24 protein-coding genes, 2 pseudogenes and 1 other annotated feature are annotated in these 19,501 nt (G+C 41.0%); all 26 genes and pseudogenes read right to left on the bottom strand.

What is annotated here, in order from left to right; genetic code table 11:
* On the bottom strand, positions 1-374 hold a 374-nt coding region (locus tag ACHBIE_RS06220; protein WP_394732965.1), incomplete at its 3' end, for a DNA cytosine methyltransferase.
* A 148-nt stretch (positions 375-522) separates the two neighbouring features.
* On the bottom strand, positions 523-1,326 hold the full coding sequence (locus ACHBIE_RS06215; protein ID WP_234521541.1) for a replication initiator protein A: 804 nt from the start codon (positions 1,324-1,326) through the stop codon (positions 523-525).
* Positions 1,323-1,496 carry a hypothetical protein gene (locus ACHBIE_RS06210; protein WP_208563098.1) on the bottom strand — a complete coding sequence of 58 codons (174 nt, stop codon included), beginning with the start codon at positions 1,494-1,496 and terminating at the stop codon, positions 1,323-1,325. Before ACHBIE_RS06210 ends, ACHBIE_RS06215 begins: the two co-directional genes overlap by 4 nt.
* Positions 1,497-1,695: 199 nt before the next feature.
* Positions 1,696-2,061, bottom strand: coding sequence for a 50S ribosomal protein L7/L12 (rplL, locus tag ACHBIE_RS06205; protein WP_105138695.1), 366 nt, complete (start codon positions 2,059-2,061; stop codon positions 1,696-1,698).
* Between the two features lie 65 nt (positions 2,062-2,126).
* Positions 2,127-2,621 (bottom strand): 50S ribosomal protein L10, encoded by a 495-nt coding sequence (gene rplJ, locus ACHBIE_RS06200; protein ID WP_002936486.1) that lies wholly within the window; start codon positions 2,619-2,621, stop codon positions 2,127-2,129.
* 27 nt (positions 2,622-2,648) lie between these two features.
* Positions 2,649-2,783 (bottom strand) — a sequence feature (ribosomal protein L10 leader region).
* 63 nt (positions 2,784-2,846) lie between these two features.
* Positions 2,847-3,434 carry a ribosome biogenesis GTP-binding protein YihA/YsxC gene (yihA, locus tag ACHBIE_RS06195; protein ID WP_394732964.1) on the bottom strand — a complete coding sequence of 196 codons (588 nt, stop codon included), beginning with the start codon at positions 3,432-3,434 and terminating at the stop codon, positions 2,847-2,849.
* 54 nt (positions 3,435-3,488) lie between these two features.
* Positions 3,489-4,715, bottom strand: coding sequence for an ATP-dependent Clp protease ATP-binding subunit ClpX (gene clpX, locus ACHBIE_RS06190; RefSeq protein WP_105123286.1), 1,227 nt, complete (start codon positions 4,713-4,715; stop codon positions 3,489-3,491).
* 197 nt (positions 4,716-4,912) lie between these two features.
* A complete protein-coding gene (locus tag ACHBIE_RS06185) occupies positions 4,913-5,425 on the bottom strand; it encodes a dihydrofolate reductase (RefSeq protein ID WP_024378658.1) in 513 nt (170 codons plus the stop codon).
* A gap of 341 nt (positions 5,426-5,766) precedes the next feature.
* A complete protein-coding gene (locus ACHBIE_RS06180; protein WP_105123380.1) occupies positions 5,767-6,606 on the bottom strand; it encodes a thymidylate synthase in 840 nt (279 codons plus the stop codon).
* A 51-nt stretch (positions 6,607-6,657) separates the two neighbouring features.
* On the bottom strand, positions 6,658-6,942 hold the full coding sequence (locus ACHBIE_RS06175) for a hypothetical protein (protein ID WP_394731913.1): 285 nt from the start codon (positions 6,940-6,942) through the stop codon (positions 6,658-6,660).
* Positions 6,943-6,957: 15 nt separating this feature from the next.
* Positions 6,958-7,236 carry a hypothetical protein gene (locus ACHBIE_RS06170; RefSeq protein ID WP_105123284.1) on the bottom strand — a complete coding sequence of 93 codons (279 nt, stop codon included), beginning with the start codon at positions 7,234-7,236 and terminating at the stop codon, positions 6,958-6,960.
* A gap of 16 nt (positions 7,237-7,252) precedes the next feature.
* A complete protein-coding gene (locus ACHBIE_RS06165) occupies positions 7,253-7,507 on the bottom strand; it encodes a hypothetical protein (protein WP_105123283.1) in 255 nt (84 codons plus the stop codon).
* Between the two features lie 154 nt (positions 7,508-7,661).
* Positions 7,662-7,988 carry a YkvA family protein gene (locus tag ACHBIE_RS06160; RefSeq protein ID WP_238140778.1) on the bottom strand — a complete coding sequence of 109 codons (327 nt, stop codon included), beginning with the start codon at positions 7,986-7,988 and terminating at the stop codon, positions 7,662-7,664.
* 89 nt (positions 7,989-8,077) lie between these two features.
* Positions 8,078-9,037 (bottom strand): ROK family glucokinase, encoded by a 960-nt coding sequence (locus tag ACHBIE_RS06155; RefSeq protein WP_394732963.1) that lies wholly within the window; start codon positions 9,035-9,037, stop codon positions 8,078-8,080.
* An 84-nt stretch (positions 9,038-9,121) separates the two neighbouring features.
* Positions 9,122-9,457, bottom strand: a complete 336-nt coding sequence (locus ACHBIE_RS06150) for a hypothetical protein (protein ID WP_170239277.1) — start codon at positions 9,455-9,457, stop codon at positions 9,122-9,124.
* A 1-nt stretch (position 9,458) separates the two neighbouring features.
* Entirely contained in the window at positions 9,459-11,327 is a 1,869-nt protein-coding gene (locus ACHBIE_RS06145) for an ABC-F family ATP-binding cassette domain-containing protein (protein WP_394732962.1), read from the bottom strand.
* Positions 11,320-12,531 carry a CCA tRNA nucleotidyltransferase gene (locus tag ACHBIE_RS06140; protein ID WP_394732961.1) on the bottom strand — a complete coding sequence of 404 codons (1,212 nt, stop codon included), beginning with the start codon at positions 12,529-12,531 and terminating at the stop codon, positions 11,320-11,322. Before ACHBIE_RS06140 ends, ACHBIE_RS06145 begins: the two co-directional genes overlap by 8 nt.
* Complete coding sequence (gene dapB, locus ACHBIE_RS06135) at positions 12,528-13,295, bottom strand: 4-hydroxy-tetrahydrodipicolinate reductase (RefSeq protein ID WP_170239280.1); 768 nt, start codon at positions 13,293-13,295, stop codon at positions 12,528-12,530. Before dapB ends, ACHBIE_RS06140 begins: the two co-directional genes overlap by 4 nt.
* An 8-nt stretch (positions 13,296-13,303) precedes the next feature.
* Positions 13,304-14,155: a DegV family protein gene (locus tag ACHBIE_RS06130; protein ID WP_172021385.1), complete on the bottom strand. Its 852-nt coding sequence runs from the start codon at positions 14,153-14,155 to the stop codon at positions 13,304-13,306.
* Positions 14,156-14,530 carry a DUF1149 family protein gene (locus tag ACHBIE_RS06125; protein WP_394732960.1) on the bottom strand — a complete coding sequence of 125 codons (375 nt, stop codon included), beginning with the start codon at positions 14,528-14,530 and terminating at the stop codon, positions 14,156-14,158.
* A 95-nt stretch (positions 14,531-14,625) separates the two neighbouring features.
* Positions 14,626-14,916, bottom strand: a pseudogene (locus tag ACHBIE_RS06120) (PTS fructose transporter subunit IIC); the annotation flags it as partial.
* Positions 14,917-14,990: 74 nt separating this feature from the next.
* Positions 14,991-16,430 carry an aminoglycoside O-phosphotransferase APH(2'')-Ia gene (aph(2'')-Ia, locus tag ACHBIE_RS06115; protein WP_394732959.1) on the bottom strand — a complete coding sequence of 480 codons (1,440 nt, stop codon included), beginning with the start codon at positions 16,428-16,430 and terminating at the stop codon, positions 14,991-14,993.
* On the bottom strand, positions 16,431-16,823 hold the full coding sequence (locus ACHBIE_RS06110; RefSeq protein ID WP_000393259.1) for a GNAT family N-acetyltransferase: 393 nt from the start codon (positions 16,821-16,823) through the stop codon (positions 16,431-16,433). It abuts the gene before it with no gap.
* Between the two features lie 152 nt (positions 16,824-16,975).
* Positions 16,976-17,779: pseudogene (locus ACHBIE_RS06105) on the bottom strand (fructose PTS transporter subunit IIA); the annotation flags it as partial.
* Positions 17,776-18,687: a 1-phosphofructokinase gene (gene pfkB / locus ACHBIE_RS06100; RefSeq protein WP_105123276.1), complete on the bottom strand. Its 912-nt coding sequence runs from the start codon at positions 18,685-18,687 to the stop codon at positions 17,776-17,778. The pseudogene ACHBIE_RS06105 and the gene pfkB, both read right to left, overlap by 4 nt.
* On the bottom strand, positions 18,684-19,427 hold the full coding sequence (locus ACHBIE_RS06095; protein WP_105111977.1) for a DeoR/GlpR family DNA-binding transcription regulator: 744 nt from the start codon (positions 19,425-19,427) through the stop codon (positions 18,684-18,686). The genes pfkB and ACHBIE_RS06095 overlap by 4 nt, the downstream gene beginning before the upstream one ends.
* Positions 19,428-19,501: the final 74 nt, after the last annotated feature.

The following is a 19,501-nucleotide window of genomic DNA, read 5'->3' as shown; positions in this document are numbered from 1 at the left end:
TTGTCGTGATTGAGTAGGCCTTTGACGTTTTCCAAAAATAGAAAACGTGGTTGGATTTGTTTGGCCGCTCGAGCAATTTCAAAAAAGAGAGTCCCTCGAGTATCTTCAAATCCCAATCGTCTGCCTGCGAGTGAAAATGCTTGGCAAGGAAATCCCCCGCAGATAACCTCCACTTGCCCTCTAAATTGTCTAAAGTCATGGTCTGTGACCTCTTTAATGTCATGGTATTCTATTTCTCCTTCTGTGTTAAACATGGCTTTGTAGGATGTTCTAGCGAATTTATCAATTTCACAAAAGCCTAGGCATTTATGACCCTGTGATTCCATTCCTAGTCTAAAACCACCTATCCCAGCAAATAAATCTAAAAATTTCATTTTTTCTCTCTTTCCAAATAAAAAAGAGCCTTACACTTGTAAAACTCTTGCCTATACATGAACATCCATTTCTGGTGCACGGATGATTTCAACAATCAAAATGATGATAGAAATCAAATAGATTCCACCTAGTATCCACCCAATCATCTTAATCACCTCCCTTTACTTCTTGTCGTCTCAGTTGCTTAGTCCATTCTGACAGCACACCATTAAACACGTATTCAGCTATCACTTCCGCTGACCGAGCAAATCGCATATGTTCCAATGCGTACTGATAACGATCACCGAAATAGATCATGGCATAGTCACTAGCCGACTGAGATAGACCTGATTGTCTTAATTGGTCATGAACCAAAGCCCAAATATAGTCTCGATCGTACTTGGTCACATCATCTACTTTTGGAGTAAAGTTTTCTTCTTGTTTTTCATCTACTAGCTGCCTCTCCTCCTCGTCCTCAATAAGGAAATCACTCCCTTCAGTTTCACTATATTTAGTCTCACTAGGGGCTGAATTTAAGACTGGCCCCGTCTTTCTTTGAGACCCCCCTGGTGTTTTTTTAACACTAGCCCCGTTTGAATCGGAGGCTGGGGTAGGTTCATGTTCTAATTCTCCCAAGTAAATCTTATTTGCCATTCGACCTTTTTCACTGGATGATTGTTGGACTTCATCAATCAAGCCATATTCACGTAAGGTTTTCTTAATAGAAAGTAATTTAGACTTTGAACAACCTAAAAGTGCCATCAGATTTGAATTGGAATAAATCAAGTAAATTGCCCCATCCTCATCAATCCAGCCTTTACTCAAAGATAACTCCAAACGATCTTTTAAAACCGCGTAGGCTACCTTAACCTCCAGCTTCATATCCTTATAACGTTCACTCTCAAACAAAACTTTGGGGAGTTTATAATATCGCTCTGATGTCTGATATTGATTAGCGGTAATACGTTTCATGATTGTCCCTCCAAGACTAATATTCCAACATTTCCAAATTCATCAAATCGGACTAAACCTACTTGTTCCATTTCATCAATTAGCTGCGTTGCTTTCTCAATATCAACTCCCAAGATAGTCACGAGATGACACATCACCATTTGACGTGATGATTGTTCTTTCTTTTGCATGAATTCCTCCAAAACGCAAAAAAGGGGTAGACAATTTAATGTCTACCCCCCGATAATTTATTAAAACAAAAATCCTGCCAAAGAAATTTTGGCAGGATTTTTGGCAGGAAACCAAATCAATTTATCAGTTTCTATCAATCGCTTATCGCTCTCAAAGACTGGTAAATAGGGATTCCGCAATCTAATTATGATGTGACTCTTATTTAAGAGTAACTGAAGCGCCAGCTTCTTCCAATTTAGCTTTGATTTCTTCAGCTTCTGCAGTTGCAACGCCTTCTTTAACAAGAGCTGGTGCACCGTCAACAAGTTCTTTAGCTTCTTTAAGGCCAAGACCTGTGATTTCACGTACAACTTTGATAACGCCAACTTTTTTGTCGCCAGCAGATGTCAATTCTACGTCGAATGAATCTTTAGCTTCTTCAGCAGCACCACCAGCTGCAGCAACAGCTACAGGAGCAGCCGCAGTTACACCAAATTCTTCTTCGATAGCTTTTACAAGATCGTTAAGCTCAAGGATAGTAGCTTCTTTAATTTCAGCAATAATGTTTTCAATGTTCAATGCCATTGTGATTTTCCTCCAATTTAGGTTTTTAAATAGTTTGTAGCACTAAGCAGCTACGCTCTGACGCATTAAGCTGCGTCTTCTTTTTCTGCAACAGCTTTGACAGCGTATGCAACGTTGCGAACTGGCGCTTGAAGTACAGAAAGCAACATAGAAAGCATGCCTTCGCGGTTTGGCAATGTAGCAAGTGCTTCGATTTCTTCTTTAGAAGAAACTTTACCTTCTACAGCTCCACCTTTGATTTCAAGAGCATCAGCAGTTTTCGCGAAATCGTAAATTGTTTTAGCTGGAGCAACAGCATCGTTTGAGAACGCTACTGCAGATGGACCTACAAACAATTCTGCAAGACCTTCAAGACCAGCTTGCTCAGCAGCACGACGCAAGATTGAGTTTTTGATAACTTTGTACTCAACTTCTGCACCACGCAAGTTACGACGAAGAACAGTATCTTGCTCTACAGTCAAACCACGCGCATCAACCACAACGATAGATGTTGCAGCTTTCATTTGCTCAGCAACGGCATTCACTAATTCCGCTTTTTTAGCGATAATAGCTTCTGACATTTCGTTTACCTCCGTTTTTATTTTGGGCTAGGCACAAAAAAATCGCACCTAAACCTAGACACGAAAGTACAAACACGTTTATATCCATAATCGTTTTGTGCCTCGGTAGGATGTTTATGAGTCTAGCTCCCCTACTGTCTTAGGTCAGTTTTTTCAAACCTCAATTATGATAACATAGTCTAGTTTAGAATGCAAGAAAAATATCTCTATTTTTTTATTTTTTTGTTAGATTTCACTCAGAATAGCATCCCAGGCCTGGTCATAGCCATGTCGAGTTTCAGATGAAAAGACGACAAACTGGTCATTCTTATCAAAATCCAATTTCTTTTTGATAATGGATTCATGCTTGTTCCACTTGCCACGTGGAATTTTGTCGGCTTTGGTAGCAACGACAATGACTGGGATTTCATAATATTTTAGAAATTCGTACATCTGAACATCATCGGCAGATGGCTCATGACGCATATCTACCAGACTAACCACCACACGGAGATTATCTCGACTGGTCAGATATTCCTCAATCATCTTGCCCCACTTGGCGCGCTCAGTCTTGGAAACCTTGGCATAACCGTAGCCCGGCACATCAACAAAACGGATTTTATCATCGATATTATAAAAATTCAGTTGCTGGGTTTTACCAGGTTTGCCTGACGTCCGAGCCAGGTTTTTACGCCCCAGCAAGGTATTGATAAAGGACGATTTTCCAACATTGGACCGTCCAGCCAGGGCAATCTCTGGAATATTATCATCTGGGTACTGGGCCTTTGAAACTGCACTCAGTAAAATCTCTGCATTATGGGTATTGATTTCCATATTTTCCCCTTTCTCTGAAAAAGGAGGCGGTCAATTGACACCTCCTGATGAATTTTAGGCAGTTTCTAGCTCAGGTTTTCCTTCACCGTCTACTGCTGCTTTTGTCACGCGAACCTTCTTGACATCGTCCTGACTCGGCACTTCAAACATCACATCCAACATGGTCTCTTCGATGATAGAACGAAGTCCACGTGCACCAGTTTTACGCTCGATGGCTTTTTTGGCAATTTCCTGCAAAGCATCTTCTTCAAATTCCAACTCGACATCATCATAAGAAAGCAAGGTCTGGTACTGCTTAACAAGAGCATTTCGAGGCTCTGTCAGGATACGTACTAGGTCATCCTCAGTCAATTGGTCCAGAGCTGCAAAAACAGGCAAGCGACCAATCAATTCTGGAATGATACCGAATTTCTGAATATCATCCGCGATAATGTGCTGCATGTAAGAATCTTTTTCTTCAATAGCACGGTTGTTTTGACCGAAACCAATGATTTTCTCACCCAGACGCTGTTTAACAATTTCTTCAATGCCGTCAAAGGCACCGCCAACGATAAAGAGAATGTTCTTGGTATCGACGTGAATCATCTCTTGGTTTGGATGTTTGCGTCCGCCCTGAGGTGGCACGCTGGCAACCGTTCCCTCTATGATTTTCAGGAGAGCTTGCTGGACCCCTTCGCCGGATACATCGCGGGTGATGGACACATTTTCACCTTTTTTGGCAATTTTATCAATTTCATCCACATAGATAATCCCTCTTTCTGCACGGTCAATATTGAAATCCGCCGCCTGCAAGAGTTTGAGGAGGATATTTTCTACGTCTTCACCAACATAACCCGCCTCAGTAAGAGCGGTCGCATCGGCAATAGCAAACGGGACATTCAAACTTTTAGCCAAGGTCTGAGCTAGGAAGGTTTTTCCTGAACCAGTCGGGCCAATCATGAGGATATTTGATTTTTGCAAATCAACATCGTTCTCATCACGGCTATCTTGGAAATTGATACGTTTGTAGTGGTTGTAAACGGCTACTGCTAAAGCACGTTTTGCACGATCCTGTCCGATGACGTAGTTGTTCAGGATATTGAGTAATTCTTGTGGCTTTGGCGTATCGGCCAAGTCTGTCAAAACTTCTTCTGCCAGTTCCTCACGAATGATTTCCTGTGCTAGTTCCACGCACTCATTACAAATGAAGACATTGTTCCCTGCGATAATTTTTTTAACTTCTTCTTGATTTTTTCCGCAAAATGAGCAATAGATTAGCTCATGTGTATGCTTAACAGCCATGTGTTTCCTCTTTCATATCTCTTATCTAAATAAAAATCCATAAATGGCGTGAATACTATTGACCAGATTGGTAAAAGCATTCAGTAAAAATAAAATTGCTAAACCAAAACGTTTCTTCCGAAAGGCTTGAATCGCACAAAGAACACAAATCCCACAGAGAAATGCTGTAAATAAACCGAATAAACTTCTCTCCATGCCTAACCATCTCTTCTTTCATAGGTTTTTATTGTAAAATCATACGGGTTTTTCTCGTCTTTTGGACGTAAATTGGCGCTTTGTAGCTGAAATTTCTCCATAGGAAATGCTTTCGGAAAATACACATCGCCATTAAATTGACCGTGAATATCTGTCACTATTAAAGCTTCAATGTAAGGTGCAAAAGCAGTAAAAATTTGTCCCCCACCAAGCACAAATAGAGTATGCTCCTGTTTGTTATACCAATCTAGGACATCTTCCACACTGTGTAAAATGGTAACATGTTCATTCTCTAGTTGATAGGTTTTATCTGTAGTCAAAACGATGGTGTGACGATTGGGAAGAGCACGTTTACCCATGCCGTCGAAGGTTATACGTCCCATCACCATCGTGTGACCTGTTGTCGTTTCTTTGAAATGAGCAAAGTCAGCTGGCAATGACCAAGGAAGTCTATCACCTTTTCCAATCAATCCATTTTCATCTTGAGCCCAAATGGCAACAATCTTTTTAGTCATTTTCTCTCACTTTCCGTCCTATCATTCTATCAAAAAAACATGAAAAATGCACTTACCAAGTAGGCCAAGCGCAAATTTTTATCATGTTGAAACTATCACCGACTCCTTCCTCAGAGATAGGGAAGATACCGAGATTCGTAGAATGTGAATCTCGCTGGTACTGGAAAGCCCCCCTCATCTTAAATCGCTAAGTCAAATTTGAGTTGCGTTTTAACTGGCTTCGAAAGTCTGAGTATAGACTGTTGAAGGTTGGAAGTGAAACAGTTCGGGGAACTGTTTCAGCCCGAGCCTAAAAATAAAGAAGCGAGGTAAAAGAACGAAGTTCTTCACTGCTAATCCAGTTAAATTGCTAAATCGAATTTTAACTGCGGTTTAACTGGATTGTAGTCCACCAATTCAAAATCTTCTGCCCGAATATCAAAGAAATTGGTACCGTCAGGAACATTTAAGACCAAACGTGGCTCAACTTCAGATGGTGTACGACGGAGTAATTCTTCAGCCTGTTCAAACTGATTGTCATAGATGTGAAGATTGTTGATGAAATAGAAAAACTTTCCAACCTTCCAGCCAAAATGTTTAGCAATCATCATCTGAAGGGCTACATACTGCATAGCGTTGATATGATGGGCTACCAACATATCATTTGACCGTTGAGTTAGAGTTGCATCAAGATAAATCTCTCCGTCCACTCGGCGAACATCGAACATGGTCTGAAAGGCACAAGGCAATAGGCCTGGCGATTGGTCAAAGGCCTCATAATCCCAAAGGGAAATCACATTGCGGCGATTCCAAGGATTATCTTCCAGCTGTTTCAAAATCTTTGAAATAATATCGTGCTTCTTAACAATTGCACCATAGCGTTCACCGATGGTCCCTGTTCCATCTACTTCCCAGTCATTCCAATATTGAACACCGTATTTTTCCTGCAAGACAGACAGGTCATTGGTTTGGTCTTGGTAAATCCAGAGAATTTCTTTAATGGCGGATTTAATCGGAATTGGTCTTAGTGTGGTAATGGGAAACTCCCCCTTGGCCAAATCGTACTCAGCAAAGGAACCAGTAATATACTTGGAGTTAGCAATGTCTCCATTCTTGTATCGTGGACGAGCATTTTCTGAAGAAACGCCCTCTTCCATAATCTTACGAATGTTTTCTTTAAAAATAATATCTGCTTTTGTCATGCAACTATTATACTTTTTTTGACCCAAAAATTCCAGAAGCAAGCTAGAGTTCTATGGAGTGAAGAGGTAAGTGTTACCCATATACATGGCCAATGTTGCGGTCAGAAAATAGCAAACGATGAAGAGTAGGGCAATAATGGTATGTCTAGGCTTTTTATGATAGATAGCTACTGGTAGCAGAGCCATTCCCAGCAAGGGGACAATTTTAAAACATGCGGTATAGGCCCACTTTTCCAGATGAAACCAATTTTCCATGGGTAACCATATACTGAGCCAAATCAGACATCCCAGGCCGATAATGAAACAGCTAAACAAATCCAAACTTTTCTTTAGCATACTGCTACTCCTTTCTTAGGGACCAAACAAGAAGTAACCAACGAACATGGTGATGAAAAAGGATAGGATAAAGGCAATGGAGAGAGCTGCCTGCCACACCTTCTTTGTGAAGAAGGACAAAATCAGCGTTACAAGTCCAATCGGTGGCAGGATGTAAAAAACAACTACAGAACCCCAGCTAGAAGGGAAGAACCAATGACGAATCCAGTTATCTAGAAAGAATCCTGATAACCAAAAGAGGGTCCCCGCTATAAGTAGATAGTGGGAAACTTGGTGTAGATTCCATTTTTTCATGATTTACCTCCAATTTTTAAGGACCAAAGAGCATCGATAACAATCCAATGTAAAATGTTAAAAATGGGCTAATGATCAGAAAGAGACAGATAAGCATGTGGGGAATCTGCTTGGTGTAGATGGCCCAAGGCAATACTACTGCTCCAACAAAAAACACACCAAATGTATTAAACCATTGAAAATTTAGGGCAGGAAAGAAGATTGTCGCATAGAGTAAAAATCCCAAAACCAGCACATAGCCTTGATAGCGGACGATATGATCTTTTGACATGATAGACCTCCTCGAACCTTTCAGCCATCTATAGCCACGAATAAAGAACGCCTTCTCCGATAATTTGCAATATCAATATTTCTACATTTTCATTATATATGATTCTGATTTGTTTTGAAAGACAAAACAATTAAAAACTGTGACAGCGGATAGGCTACTTAAAAACTTTTACTAGGACGTAGATAATCAAGGCCCATAGAAAAATGATTGGAAGACCATAGTACCACTTCTTGGGTTTGCCATCTTTCCAAAGGTCCTCAGCGGCCAATCGGTGATTGTCAAGTATTTCCTTGGGTATAAATCGAATGGTCAAGGCCACCAATAAGGGCAATAGAATAATGTCATCCAAACAGCCCAAAACTGGGATAAAATCTGGCACTAAATCAATGGGCGACAAGGCGTAGATTAAGGTTAAGCCTGCAAAAAATTTAGCGACAAGAGGGGTCTCCCTGTCCCTGATTGATAAAAATAGGGCTGGCAAATCTTTTTTTAGCTGTTGAGCTTGTTTTTTTAAAATTCATATTAGAACCTTTCTTCTAAAAAAGACAGAGTTTCCTCTGCCTGATTTACTTATTTCAAAACCAATGACGCTGCACCAATAACCCCGGCATCATTGCCAAGTGTTGCAAGAGCCAACTTAGTTGATTCCTTAATCGGTGGGAAGACTGTCTCTTCAAAGACCTTGCGAACACCGTCCAAGAGGAAGTCGCCTGCAGCTGATACACCACCACCGATGACAATGTAGGCTGGATTTAGCGTCGCTGCAATGTTGGAGCAAGCTGTTCCTAGATAGCGAGCAAAGTTGCGGTAGACAATCTGAGCTAGGTCATCACCTGTTTTTGCTAAGTCAAAGACATCCTTAGCTGTCACATCTTGACCATCATCAATGAGTTTCTTCAACTCAGAATCACCAGCATACTGGGCTGCATAACGGCGAGTCAAATTGACAATACCTGTCGCTGAGGCAACCGTCTCCAGGCAACCTGGCTTACCACATGTACACATGATAGGGTCTTCAAAATCAACCGTCAAATGGCCAAGTTCGCCACCTGCACCGCGTGATCCGCGAATCAGATTTCCAGCAGCAACAACACCACCACCGACACCAGTTCCCAGCGTCATGAAGACCACGTCAGGATTATTCTCGCCGGCACCGACCCACTGCTCACCCAGAGCTGCTACGTTGGCATCATTGTCAATAAAGAAAGGCAAACCAAGTGCGGTCTCAAACTGTTCACGGACCAGCTGCAAGGTCTTCCAGTTGAGGTTATAGGCACCAATCACAGTACCAGCTTTGCTATCGACCACGCCAGGAGAACCCATACCAATTCCCAAGAAATCATCCTTGGTCAGATTGTGGCTCTCAAAATGATCTTTGATACTCTCGATAATATCCGGAATGATATGGCTGCCCTCATCCAAAATGTTGGTCTTGATGGACCATTTTTCCTGGATTTCGCCAGCAGTCGTTAAAATAGCCAATTTGACAGATGTACCGCCAAGGTCAATACCGATAATTTTCTTTGACATAATCATTACCTCACTTCATTTTCTCTATTATACCACAATGCAAACCTTTTCGTAAAGCCCTTTCAAACAACTTGTACGGACAATTTATCTAAAAAGATAAATCAGAACTAGAAATTGAATATGGAGAACAAAGCGCCCAACACTCAGCAACATAGCAGCTATAAAATTAGTTCCTTCCTTGGTCCCATTGAAGAGAAAAAGCGTAGAAATAAAGGTAAAACCAAGGGCAAAACCAATCATCTGGAAGGCATGGTAGCTTTGACTGTAATAATAAAGGGTTACTGCCAGCACAAGCATTGCCAAAAATGTCAAACTCAGCCGCAGCAGGTTCATCTTTTTGGTTTTCAGAAAGCTATAAAGGGCTGAAACCAATGTGACCAGTAGGTAAAGGGCCATGTAGCCTATGATAAGAGTTTTCATCCTAGCCCTCCATCTCACTCAAATACTCAAAGCGCTCGTACTTCTCCAAGAGCTGCTCATTTTTCTGGTCCAGCTCCTTCTGCAGGTCCGACAATTTGGTAAAATCACTGCCACAGGTCAACATTTCCGCCTCAATGGCTTCGATCCGCTCCTCCAAACCAGCAATCTCATCCTCAATGGTTGCCCACTCCTGCTTCTCAAAATAGGACATCCGCTTCTTGTTCTCTCTGACCTTCTCGATTTTCTCCTTTGGTTTTTCCAAAGAAATAGCAGAGCTGGAAGCCAAAAAGGCCTTTTCATCCAGATAGTCCGTGTAGTTTCCAAAGAAGGTCTGGATACCACCGTCTTCAAAAGCAAGGATTTTATTAGCAACCTTGTCCAAGAAATAACGATCGTGGCTGACGGTGATGACAGGACCAGCAAAACCTTGCAAGAAATGCTCCAAGACTGTCAAAGTCGCTATGTCTAAGTCGTTTGTCGGCTCGTCCAGAAGCAAGACATTAGGCCGTTCCAGAAGGATTTTCAGCAGATAGAGCCGCTTTTTCTCCCCACCCGACAATTTTTCAATCAGTGTACCATGGGTATTACGCGGAAAGAGGAACTGCTCCAAAAGTTCAGCAATAGACACCATGCCCGATGTGGTCTTGGCTTCTTCTGCCACTTCCTGCAAGAAATTGATGACCCGCTTGCTCTCGTCTAATCCACGAATATCTTGAGAAAAATAACCGATACGAACCGTTTCTCCGATGTCTACCTTTCCTGCATCAGCCTGCAAGTCGCCTGCAATCAGATTGAGTAGGGTGGATTTGCCCTTACCATTATCACCGACGATGCCGATACGGTCCTTGTTTTGGATTAGCAGGCTAAAATCCTGTAAAATCGGCTTTCCAGGATAAGAAAAGCTGACCTGCTCAAACTGAATAACCTTTTTACCGATTCGGCTGGTTTCAAAATTGATTTCAAGACTTGAGTCATCAATAGCTTGATGAACCTGGTTCTTGAGGTCATGGAAACGATTGATACGGGCTTGTTGCTTGGTGGCACGAGCCTGGGGCTGTCTCCGCATCCAGGTCAACTCCTGCTTATAGAGCTGTTCTTTCTTGTGACGGAGAGCTGCATCCCGCTCGTCCTGCTCCGCTTTTAATCGAACATAGTCCTGGTAATTCCCCTGATACTCGGTCAAACCGGCCTTGTCCAATTCAAAGATGCGTGTTGCAATATTGTCCAAGAAATAGCGGTCATGGGTGATAAAGAGGACAGACTTTTTGGTGTTTTTCAAAAAGGTCGTCAACCACTCAATGGTCTCAATATCCAGGTGGTTGGTCGGCTCATCCAAAAGTAGGAGGTCGTCATTGCCCAGAAGAACCTGAGCCAGCTGTACACGGCGACGCAGGCCACCAGATAAATCCGCCACCTTGCTGGTCACATCCTGTAATCCTAATTTTGACAGAACCGTCTTGACTTGGCTTTCAATTTCCCAAGCATTGAGGGCATCCATCTCTGCCATGACTTTTTCAAGTTGAGCCTGACTCTTATCGTCATAATTTGCCATGAGCTGCTCGTATTGGCGAATAAGCTGGATTTCTCGCAAATCGGATGACAATACCGTGTCCAGAACGGTATTGCTCTCATCAAAATCAGGCTCCTGGGTCAGATAGGCCATCTGAAAATCATTCTTACTGGTAAAGGGTGAAATATCTCCATCGAAACCAAGCTTGCCTGAAATCACATCCAAGAGCGTTGTTTTACCAGTGCCATTGACCCCTATAATCCCAATGCGGTCGCCTGGGTGGATGATAAAGGAAATCTTTGAAAAGACGGTCTTGTCGCCGACAGACTTGGTCAAATTTTCAACGATAAAATCACTCATTACTTAAAAACTCCTTTACAAAAGCCATGATGTCCTCTTCTCTGTTGGCCAAATTCCCCTCGACAATCTCATACTCCACTGCATTTAGGACCTGACCCAAGAGAGGACCAGGCTTGACAGCTAGATTCTTCATAATCATGCCACCATTCACAACAATCTCATGTCGTTCATGGATAATCAAGTCCTTATCGAGTTGAGCAATCTCTTCAAAATCAACCGAGAGCCCCTGAGCCTGACGCAGTTTTTCGACCAGTTCAATCAGTGTCCTGCCATATTCGTAGGCCATCTGCTTGGTCGCTGGTCCTGTCTGGCGGTGCTGATAAATTTTCACCAATTGCACGACCGTCCGTTGAAAGTCATTGCTGGTTTTCCATTTTTTGAGGAAGGACTTGATGTTGTCCACTTTCAGACAGACAAAAAGCATGGCCCAGGCCTGTTCAGAAGTTTCAAAGATGAAATCTGCCTGCAAGCTATATAGCATTTTCTCCAATTCCTGCCCTTTTCCAGCCAAATCTGGTAAAAAATCAAAGGCTTTGGAATCAATCATAGCCTGCAGCCCCTTGCGCCAATGGGGTGCCGTCAGCAATTTATCAAATTCGATAAAAATACGCTCAACAGAGATTTTGTCCAAGAGCGGTGCTGTTGCCTGCATGGCCTCAAATGTTTCTGGTTCAATCTCGAAGTTCAGACTAGCCGCAAATCGAAAGCCACGCATGATTCGCAGGGCATCTTCATTGAATCGCTCTGCAGGGATTCCTACCGCTCGCAAACGCTTCTGCTCCAAATCTTCTAGTCCAGAAAACAAGTCGATGACCTGAGCATGTTCATCCAAGGCAAAGGCATTGACTGTAAAATCACGGCGTCTGAGGTCTTCTTCTAGTGAACGCACAAAAGAAACCTGGCTAGGCCGGCGGAAGTCCACGTAATCCTCCTCCGTCCGAAAGGTCGTAATTTCGTACTCCTTATTCCCTTCCAGAACCAAGACCGTTCCATGTTCAATCCCCACATCAATGGTCCGTGGGAAGATTGCTTTGGTCTCCTGCGGATAGCTGGATGTTGCAATGTCCACATCGTGAATGGTTCTTCTCAAAATGGCATCGCGGACCGATCCGCCCACAAAATAGGCCTCAAAACCTGCTGCCTTAATTTTCTCTAAAATCGGCAAAGCCTCCTGAAATTCAGAAGGCAGATGTGTTAATTTCATAGTAAATGTTCCAAACCATATACAAGTTGCTGGCGTTTGACAACCTCTTTGATACCGAGATTGACACCGCTCATGAAGGAGACACGGTCATAAGAATCATGACGAATAGTCAATCCTTCTCCCTGGGCACCGAAAATCACTTCTTGGTGGGCCACCAGACCTGGCAAGCGAACAGAATGAATACGGAATCCATCAAATTCTGCACCACGAGCTCCGGCAATCAACTCTTCTTCATCGGCTGCACCCTGTGGCTGCGCCTGACGGACTTGCGAAATCAACTCGGCAGTCTTAATAGCTGTTCCACTTGGAGCATCCTTTTTCTTGTCATGGTGCAATTCGATGATTTCCAGATTAGGGAAATACTTGGCAGCCTGTGCTGCGAATTGCATGAGCAAGATAGCTCCGATAGCAAAGTTTGGCGCAATCAAGCCACCCAAGCCTTTTTCAGCCGAAAGTACAGTCAGTTCGTCGATTTCTTTCGGTGTAAATCCAGTCGTTCCAACTACTGGGGCAAAGCCATTCTCCAAAGCAAAGCGTGTGTTTTCATAGGCAAATTTTGGCGTGGTGAAATCCACCCAGACATCAGCATCTAGCTCTGCAACTTCTTCTTTTGTCTTAAAAACTGGCACGCCGTCCACTTCTGTCTCAGTGGCAAATGGGTCTACCAAGGCAGCTAGACTAAGGTCTGCATCTCCCTTGACCATCTCAACCGCTGTTGAGCCCATTTTTCCCTTAAAACCTGCAATAATTACCTTAATTGTCATGTAAACTCCTATTCGATAATGGGCGAAATCCCGAAAGCAATGGCCCCTTCACCCAAATGCGTCCCGATAACGGAACCAAATGACACGATTGGCAACTGACTAGTCACACCAACCTGCTCCAACTGTTCTTTGAATCTATCTGCCTTTTCTGGGCAGTTCGCATGAATAATGGCCAGCTGGTAATTGCCGTCGGATGTTTTTTCTTGAAGAATTTCCAAGAGACGTTTGACAGCCTTTTTCTCCGTCCGAACTTTCTCGTATACTTCGATTTTCCCTTCATCCGTAAAATACAAAATCGGCTTGATACTGAGAAGGTTGCCGAGAATGGCTGCTGCATTGGACAAGCGACCACCCTTGACCAAATGATCCAGGTCGTCCACCATGATAAAGGCAGACGTTTGGGCAATTTGTTGATCCAGTTTGGCACAGATTTCCTCAAAAGACTGACCAGCTGCTGCCCATTTCAATACATTTTCCACCATCATACCCAGTGGAGCTGACGTGATTTTGCTATCTGGAAAGGCGATTGTCAGCCCCTCAAATTCATCTGCCAGATATTGGATATTTTGGTAAAATCCAGAAATCCCTGATGAGAGAAAGAGACCGACTGCATGCGTGTAGCCGTTGGCTTGCAGGGCTGTCAAAATTTCTTCCAACTCTAAGAGACTGGGTTGGCTGGTTTTTGGCAAATCCTCGGAGGCTGCCATCTTTTGATAAAATTCTTCGGCAGTCAGATTTTGTCCTTCGACAAAGGATTCCTCATCAATGGTGACCGGAATAGGCAAAACAAATACATCTTTGTTTGCAAGCGTCGTCGGCTGCAAGACGGCCGACGAATCCGTAATAACTGCTAATTTCATTTAGAACTCCAAATTGATACCTGGGGCATCGTAGGCTATTTCAGTAACATCGTAGGTCATGCGTTTCAGCATGTCCAAGAGAGGAGATACCAACTCTTTTTTCTCATCTTCAGTAAATTCGGTTGGTTCATTGATAATGCGAGCGTCCACATGGACACCTTGGCTAAAGGCACCAGAAATCACATGATGATTCAAGACAATCATAAAGCGCAAGATAACAACCATGGTTGTCCGCTGTGCTTCTTCGTCCCTATTGACCAATTGAAAATCAACTTTCAAGCCAGTTTTTGGCTCACCATGCTCTTTTTCCCATTCTTTGTTGCGAGCATCAAAGTGATACTGGTTGACAAATTCTTTATCGCGAATGATTTTCATTTTCAAGACTCCTCTTAAACAATAATACTCACATTATACCATAAACCTTGTGAAATAGCTAAAAAACCTTGCCAGAAGCAAGGTTTCAATCAAAATTATTTAGCTTTACGAAGTGCTCCGTAAAGGACACCTGATACAATCGCACCGATCAAAACATAGGCGATGTAAAGCAATGGATTAGATGTCAAAGCGATAACGAAGATACCACCGTGAGGAGCCATCAATTGGATGCCTGACAAACCAACCAAGGCACCTGCAAGGGCAGAACCAGCGATAAAGCTTGGGATTGCACGAGCTGGGTCAGCAGCGCCAAACGGAATCGCACCTTCAGTGATGAATGAAAGACCCATAACGATGTTTGTCAAACCTGAGTTACGCTCTTCTTGCCTTTATTATTTTTCATTTTTTTAAACTATTTAATACTAATGTCTTTTATAATAGCTTTTCATATATTATATAATCAATCTTTATAAGTCCTTTTATAAATTTCTTTTCTACCATTTTCGATAAATTCCTGTTTAATATTTTTAATTCCATAAACAATAGTTTCAATAGGATAATATTCTTCAACTATATCTTGATATTCTTTTGCTTTCTCAATATCTATATTTCCATACATTCTTAATATATCTTCTCCAAAATTTGTTCCTATTTCTTCTTCACTATCTTCAAGTAAGTATATAAAATCACAATATTCATCTATAATTCCAGAATCTCCAAAATCAATTATTCCAGTTAATCTATTATTGCCATCTAACAATAGATGATTACAACTAAAATCATTATGGCATAAACACTTTTTACCCTCAAAAACTGTTGTTGCATTTAGTCTTTCCATAAAACTTTCTATATAATCTTTTTCTATATCAGTTAAATCATTATAAATAGTTTCACGCAACAATATATACTCTTCTAATACATTTTGTTTATTATCAATAGTACATTCACTAATATCTGTATAATCTAAACCGTGCATTTGTCTTAAAAAACTGGCAATATCTCGTTTTAACAAATTTTGTTCTTCTTCTGACATAGTAGAATAAATTTCTGGTGTTAAAAAAGTTCCTTTAATTTCTTTATAACCTAGTATAGATAATTCATCACTAATATACGAATATTCAATATTAGGAATTTTTACATTAGTTTCTAAATTTGTATTTAAAAAATTATATATTGCTTTTTCTTTTGCATAACCTTTTTTCTTATTAGTACTAAATTTTGTTTTAAAAATGTATTCATTATTAACTAAATATGCCACACTATCATAACCACTACCGATTATTTCAATACTATCTACTTTGAAATTATCAAAGTAATGCTCAATTAAATATTTCATTGCCTTAATATTTGTGGCATTATCATCATATCTATATTCCATTAAATAACAATCTTCTTTTTTGCCCTCGTGTAATTCATGTTCTGGCAAATCTTCAATAATTCTAAAACCAGATTTTTGGTATGCCCTTATTGCTCTTGGATTATTTTTATGAGGGTCTAAAATAACTGCATTAGCATTTCTTTCTTTTTTCAAAAATTCAAAAATCAATTTAATATATCTTGTACCAATTCCTTTACTCCAATAATTTGGCTCTCCTATAAATTGATCCATACCATAGACTATCTCATCAGTTTTTGGATAATGATAATCAGTATATAACTCATCATACATTTTATATATTTGTCCATATCCAATAGGAACATTGTTATATTCAATAATTACTCTAAAAACTTCATCTTCCCAAGGCTCTGTATAATGTTTTTTTAATGATTCTAATGTATATTTTTTATCTCTACCACCATAAAATTCTAATACTCTTTCATCAGTTAACCATTTTAACATCAAAGGAAAATCATCATCTATTAAAGTTCTTATACATATTTCATTTTCAACTATATTCATTTATTTATCACCTTTTTCATAATCATATACATATACTATTTCATCTTTATAATCATTTTTACCACCTAATTTTTCATATACATGGCAAGCTCTAGGATTACCTTTATCAGTTATTAAAAACATTTCAGAACAACCAATCTCTTTAGAATATTCCTTAATAAAAGATAATAATTTTGAACCATAACCTTTGTCTTGATAGTTAGGTAACATTCCTATTGAGTGTAAATAAAACATTGTTTTTCCATCAGGTCTTAAAAGTGTATAGCAATATGCAAATCCTATAATTTTATTATTTTCTTTAGCTATAAACCCAAATGAACTGGTATCATTAAGAAATCCTTTTAAATTATCAATATCAAAAACCATATTATCATCAATTAAAACTTCTTCCATAAAAAAAAACTCAGTCAAGTCCAGACTCCTGTGTAAAATGCTATACAATGTTTTTACCATTTCTACTTATCAAAATTGATGTATTTTCTTGAAGAATAAATCCATTCATCATGTAGGTCCATAAGAACGGCTCCAATTAAGCGATTGGCTGATGCTTTACCATCCAAGATGATGTTAATCAATTCTTCTGCTTGTTTGATACCAGCTGCAACTGGACGAGATACCAATGGCTTACCATTGAAACGAGGCATATCAACAGCCTTATCTGCAGCGATGATAACACCTGCTGCATTCTTGATGTCTTCAGCAGTTAGTTTGTTACCAACCCCAGATGCACCGTTTGTTTCAACCTTGATGTCAACACCCATCTCAGCAGCTTGCTTCTTAAGAGCTTCTTCTGCCATGTAAGTGTGAGCAATACCAGTTGTACATGCTGTCACAGCAACGATAAATGGACGGTCACCACTAGGAGCTGCAACCACTTCTTCTACTGCCTTGTCTGCTGCTTCAGCTGTATCGAAGACTGCAATCACTTCTTCAGGATTTGTTGCCGCACGAAGTCTATCAGCAAATCCAGCTTTCATCAAGTATTTAGACAATTCCGCAAGGGCAGCCAAGTGTGTATCGTTAGCACCTTCTGGAGCTGCAATCATGAAGAACAAGTCAGTTGGTTGACCATCAAGACTTGCATAGTCAACACCCTTGTTTGATTTTGCAAAGAGAACAGTCGCTTCTTTTACAGCCGCATTCTTAGCATGTGGCATAGCAATTCCATCACCGAGACCTGTAGTAGTTTGTGCTTCACGGTTCATAATACCTGTTTTGAATACGTCAAAATCCGTTACATAGCCTTTATCAACCAAACTAGCAATCATTTCATCGATAACTGCTTCCTTGCTTGTTGCTTGCAAATCAAGCAACATGACATCTTTTTTCAAAACGTCTTGAATTTTCATAGAGTTTCTACCTCAACTTTTTCATAAATTTCCTTAATAAATTCGATACTTGCCAAATCATCTGAAAAGGCTGTTGCCGTACCGCAAGCAACTCCCCATTTGAGGGCTTCGATTGGGTCTTGTGAGCAAACGTATTCACCTGTAAAACCTGCCACCATGGAATCTCCAGCTCCGACAGAGTTTTTCACTGTACCCTTGATGGGTTTGGCAAAGTAAGTTGCCTTTGGAGTGACCAATAAGGCTCCGTCCCCTGCCATGGAAATGATAACATTCTGAGCTCCCATATCTAAGATTTTCTTAGCATAGGTCTCGATATCTGCCATGCCATTCAATTCAACATTGAAAATAGCTTCCAATTCATGATTGTTCGGCTTGACCAGGAGTGGTTGGTGAGCAAGTGAATCCAGAAGCGTTTGCCCTTCAAAGTCACAAACTACCTGAGCACCCGCTTTTTTCGCCACAGGAATCAGTCTATTGTAGATTTCATTTCCAAGACTAGCCGGAGCTGAACCAGCAAAGACAACGGTATCATCTTTTGTTAAGCCAGCCAAAACCATTTCTAGTTCTGCCAATTGAATATCTGTCACAATTGGACCCAAACCGTTGATTTCCGTTTCTTGGTCGGCCTTGATTTTCACATTTATGCGGGTATCTTGGTCAACTTGAACAAAATCCGTATCAATACCCTCGGCTATCAAGCCATCCTTGATGAATTGGCCAGTAAAACCACCGAGAAAACCAGTAGCGGTGTTGGAATGTCCCAATCGCTTCAAGATGCGACTGACGTTAATTCCCTTACCACCAGCATACTTATCATCGCTCTCCATACGATTGACACTACCTGTCTCGACATGGTCAAGACGAACGATATAGTCAATGGCTGGGTTGAGCGTAACCGTATATATCATACTTCTATTACCCTCGTTTTTTCTTTGATAATATCAAACACATGGCTGTCGCTGGATTGACAGATAATGGAGGCTTTTTCGACTGCAGCAACCTTGACAAAGGAAAATTGACCAATTTTGGAGGCATCAGCCAGGACAAAACTTTCCTTGGCATTGTCCAAGACTGTCCGTTTTATGGTCGCCTCTTCGATGTCAGGCGTTGTCAAGAAATCCTTGTCAATCCCGTTCATTCCCAAAAAGGCCTTGTCAAAATTAAGTTGTCGCAGTTGTTCTAAAGCCACCGCACCAATTGATGCATCGGTCGAACTTTTGACATTTCCACCAATGATAATGGTTTTAATCTGCTTTTCAACCAGTCGAACGGCGTGATGAATGGAGTTTGTCACGACTGTCAGGTTTTCTTGGTCCAGCAAATCAATCAAAAGCCCTGTCGTGGTGCCTGCATCCAGGAAAATCACATCCCCTGAAACAATCTGCTCTGCTGCTTTTTCAGCAACCTGTCGTTTTTCTTGAACGTTTTTGACAGATTTTTCACGTATGCTTTCTTCCAGTTGCAGATTGGCTGGTGCCTCTGCACCACCGTGGACACGACGAAGTTTTCCTGCTGCCTCTAAATCATCCAAATCCCTACGCACCGTTGATTCTGAAGTATTCAAGATGTCGACCAATTCTTCCAGACGGACAAACTGTTCTTCCTTTATCTTCTCAAGAATCACTTGTTTGCGTTCCGATTTGAGCATGTCACCACCTCCTGAAATCGTTTACAAATTCTATTATACACAAAAATATCTCATTGTCAATCATTTTCTATCAA

The sequence above is a fragment of the Streptococcus sp. A23 genome (genome assembly GCF_043674155.1).
In the GTDB taxonomy this organism is placed as follows: Bacteria; Bacillota; Bacilli; order Lactobacillales; family Streptococcaceae; genus Streptococcus; species Streptococcus suis_V.
The sequence above is the reverse complement of the archived record's forward strand: the minus strand, read 5'-3'. Positions and strand labels throughout refer to the sequence as shown.

Excerpts from the sequence above, each read along its gene's own strand:
- ACHBIE_RS06165 (WP_105123283.1), bottom strand. The coding sequence starts at position 7,507 with ATGTCAAAAGATCATATCGTCCGCTATCAAGGCTATGTGCTGGTTTTG.
- ACHBIE_RS06185 (WP_024378658.1), bottom strand. The coding sequence starts at position 5,425 with ATGACTAAAAAGATTGTTGCCATTTGGGCTCAAGATGAAAATGGATTG.
- yihA (WP_394732964.1), bottom strand. The coding sequence starts at position 3,434 with ATGGAAATCAATACCCATAATGCAGAGATTTTACTGAGTGCAGTTTCA.
- rplL (WP_105138695.1), bottom strand. The coding sequence starts at position 2,061 with ATGGCATTGAACATTGAAAACATTATTGCTGAAATTAAAGAAGCTACT.
- ACHBIE_RS06210 (WP_208563098.1), bottom strand. The coding sequence starts at position 1,496 with ATGCAAAAGAAAGAACAATCATCACGTCAAATGGTGATGTGTCATCTC.
- ACHBIE_RS06180 (WP_105123380.1), bottom strand. The coding sequence starts at position 6,606 with ATGACAAAAGCAGATATTATTTTTAAAGAAAACATTCGTAAGATTATG.
- ACHBIE_RS06215 (WP_234521541.1), bottom strand. The coding sequence starts at position 1,326 with ATGAAACGTATTACCGCTAATCAATATCAGACATCAGAGCGATATTAT.
- ACHBIE_RS06125 (WP_394732960.1), bottom strand. The coding sequence starts at position 14,530 with ATGAAAATCATTCGCGATAAAGAATTTGTCAACCAGTATCACTTTGAT.
- ACHBIE_RS06095 (WP_105111977.1), bottom strand. The coding sequence starts at position 19,427 with ATGCTCAAATCGGAACGCAAACAAGTGATTCTTGAGAAGATAAAGGAA.
- ACHBIE_RS06170 (WP_105123284.1), bottom strand. The coding sequence starts at position 7,236 with ATGAAAAAATGGAATCTACACCAAGTTTCCCACTATCTACTTATAGCG.
- pfkB (WP_105123276.1), bottom strand. The coding sequence starts at position 18,687 with ATGATATATACGGTTACGCTCAACCCAGCCATTGACTATATCGTTCGT.
- ACHBIE_RS06140 (WP_394732961.1), bottom strand. The coding sequence starts at position 12,531 with ATGAAATTAACACATCTGCCTTCTGAATTTCAGGAGGCTTTGCCGATT.
- clpX (WP_105123286.1), bottom strand. The coding sequence starts at position 4,715 with ATGGCTGTTAAGCATACACATGAGCTAATCTATTGCTCATTTTGCGGA.
- ACHBIE_RS06145 (WP_394732962.1), bottom strand. The coding sequence starts at position 11,327 with ATGAGTGATTTTATCGTTGAAAATTTGACCAAGTCTGTCGGCGACAAG.
- dapB (WP_170239280.1), bottom strand. The coding sequence starts at position 13,295 with ATGACAATTAAGGTAATTATTGCAGGTTTTAAGGGAAAAATGGGCTCA.
- rplJ (WP_002936486.1), bottom strand. The coding sequence starts at position 2,621 with ATGTCAGAAGCTATTATCGCTAAAAAAGCGGAATTAGTGAATGCCGTT.
- ACHBIE_RS06155 (WP_394732963.1), bottom strand. The coding sequence starts at position 9,037 with ATGTCAAAGAAAATTATCGGTATTGACCTTGGCGGTACATCTGTCAAA.
- ACHBIE_RS06130 (WP_172021385.1), bottom strand. The coding sequence starts at position 14,155 with ATGAAATTAGCAGTTATTACGGATTCGTCGGCCGTCTTGCAGCCGACG.
- ACHBIE_RS06175 (WP_394731913.1), bottom strand. The coding sequence starts at position 6,942 with ATGCTAAAGAAAAGTTTGGATTTGTTTAGCTGTTTCATTATCGGCCTG.
- ACHBIE_RS06110 (WP_000393259.1), bottom strand. The coding sequence starts at position 16,823 with ATGGAAGAAGTTTTAATTGATGATAATATGGTTTTTGATATTGATAAT.
- ACHBIE_RS06150 (WP_170239277.1), bottom strand. The coding sequence starts at position 9,457 with ATGAAAACTCTTATCATAGGCTACATGGCCCTTTACCTACTGGTCACA.